Origin of the sequence: Rhizorhapis suberifaciens, assembly GCF_014200045.1 — a bacterium.
In the GTDB taxonomy this organism is placed as follows: Bacteria; Pseudomonadota; Alphaproteobacteria; order Sphingomonadales; family Sphingomonadaceae; genus Rhizorhapis; species Rhizorhapis suberifaciens.
In genome coordinates, this window is the sequence record NZ_JACHOV010000031.1 from 1 (window position 1) to 1,608 (window position 1,608).

At 60.6% G+C, this 1,608-nt stretch carries 1 protein-coding gene; it reads right to left on the bottom strand.

The genetic code is table 11. From position 1 onward, the window contains the following. Nucleotides 1–282: 282 nt before the first annotated feature. Nucleotides 283–1,521, bottom strand: coding sequence for an acetyl-CoA hydrolase/transferase family protein (locus HNQ99_RS16370; protein ID WP_184477638.1), 1,239 nt, complete (start codon nt 1,519–1,521; stop codon nt 283–285). Between the last annotated feature and the right edge of the window lie 87 nt (nt 1,522–1,608).

A 1,608-nucleotide genomic window follows, 5' to 3' on the forward strand; every position in this document is an offset into this window, starting at 1 on the left:
CCCCGGGCACTCGTAATGATTGCCCCTTCGATTAGTTCGCTCATACTATACGATGAATGATCCGAATACCAAACCCCGATTGTCATGTCCGACACTAAAAAAGGTCATTTACATAAGCCTGGGCTGTCAATGTGGAGTGGGCCAGGGGTGTGCCGTTTTAGACGCATTGCAGCGATATTCGGTTGCACGGCAGTTGAATGAAAGCACTAGCCAAGGCCACTCTATCATGACAGGCCTGCGGAAATGCTTTGCCCCTGCGCCATTGCTCCGGATCAAATCGTATCAAAGCTTTTCGATAAAATTCCGCCACAAGGCGCTCAACCGCTCGCGATGGTCCGGTGCCGCAATCTCGATCAGCGCGGCGGCTCGCTCGGCATGCGTGCCTTCGCGCAAGTCGGCCATGCCGAACTCGGTCACAACGATGTCGATATCCATGCGGCCCAGCGACACGGGTCCTGATCCCGCATTGGGCGCCACGATGCGGCTGATCGTGCCCTGCCCCGCCGTTGCTGCAAGCGCCACGATCCGGAGGCCATGCGCCATTCGCGCGCCCCTCGCGAAATCGGTCGCGCCGCCAGGCCCGGACATAAAGCCCTTGGGCCCCACTTCCGCATAGGCCTGGCCAAACAGATCGACTTCCGTGGCCGAGTTGATCGCGAAAAAATCAGCAATTGCGCCTATTGTCGCCACATCATGCGTGACCGCCACAGGCTCGAAGCGGTATGTCGGACCGCTAATCGCCCGATAGAGCCGCTCAGAGCCGATGGCGACCCCCGCTGTTACCGCCGCGCCGGGAGCGAGAGCGCCCGCCTCCTCCAGATCCACGACCGCATCGCCGATAAGGCCGGAATGAACACGCAGATTGCGCCTCCCGGTCAAGGCCCGGAGCACCGCGCCCGGGACCTTGCCCAGGCCGGTCTGAAGCGTCGCTCCATCCGGCACCAGCGTGGCAATATGGCTTGCAATCGCATCGGCCACGGCATCACTGCCAAGATCGGGCGTGCCCAGCAGCGATTGTGGGGCCTGCACAAAGGCCGTAATTTCAGCCAGCGGTATCCGCCCCCCTCCGCGCGTGCGCGGCATCTGGGGGTTGATATGGGCAAGACGCACCGGAATTTGGGGCCAGAGCTCCGCCATGAAATCCACCGTGGGACCGAAACTGCACATTCCCTCATCATCGGGCGGCGTCACCATCATCAATGCGGCATCGATGCGGCTGGTCAGCAGGTGCCGCCGGATGTCATCATAGCACAGGGGAAGAAATGTGACCGCCGATCCTTGCGCCTTCAGTTCGGGCGTCAGGAAAAAGGTTTCCGTCCGGCACGCAGGGCTGGCCAGATAGGTCCGACGGTTCAGCCCCGGAACGAAAACCCCCACAAAGGTCATCCCGCCCAAACCATGCCCGACCCGGTCCACGGCATCAGCAAGCAGGAGCGATTCGGCCGAGCAACCGGTTACGAGCGTTCGCCCCCCGGTTGGCAGCATCGCCACTAATGCATCAGCGTCCAGCTCCAGCGGCATTGTCGGTTTTCCTTGAAAAACGGTTCTGAGACGCCAAAACCTGCAGTTGCAATATTTACAAGTGCGGCACATGCTGTCAATCAGCAT

Bases quoted from the DNA above. Each gene is read 5' to 3' on its own strand.
- HNQ99_RS16370 (WP_184477638.1), bottom strand. From the start codon at position 1,521: ATGCCGCTGGAGCTGGACGCTGATGCATTAGTGGCGATGCTGCCAACC.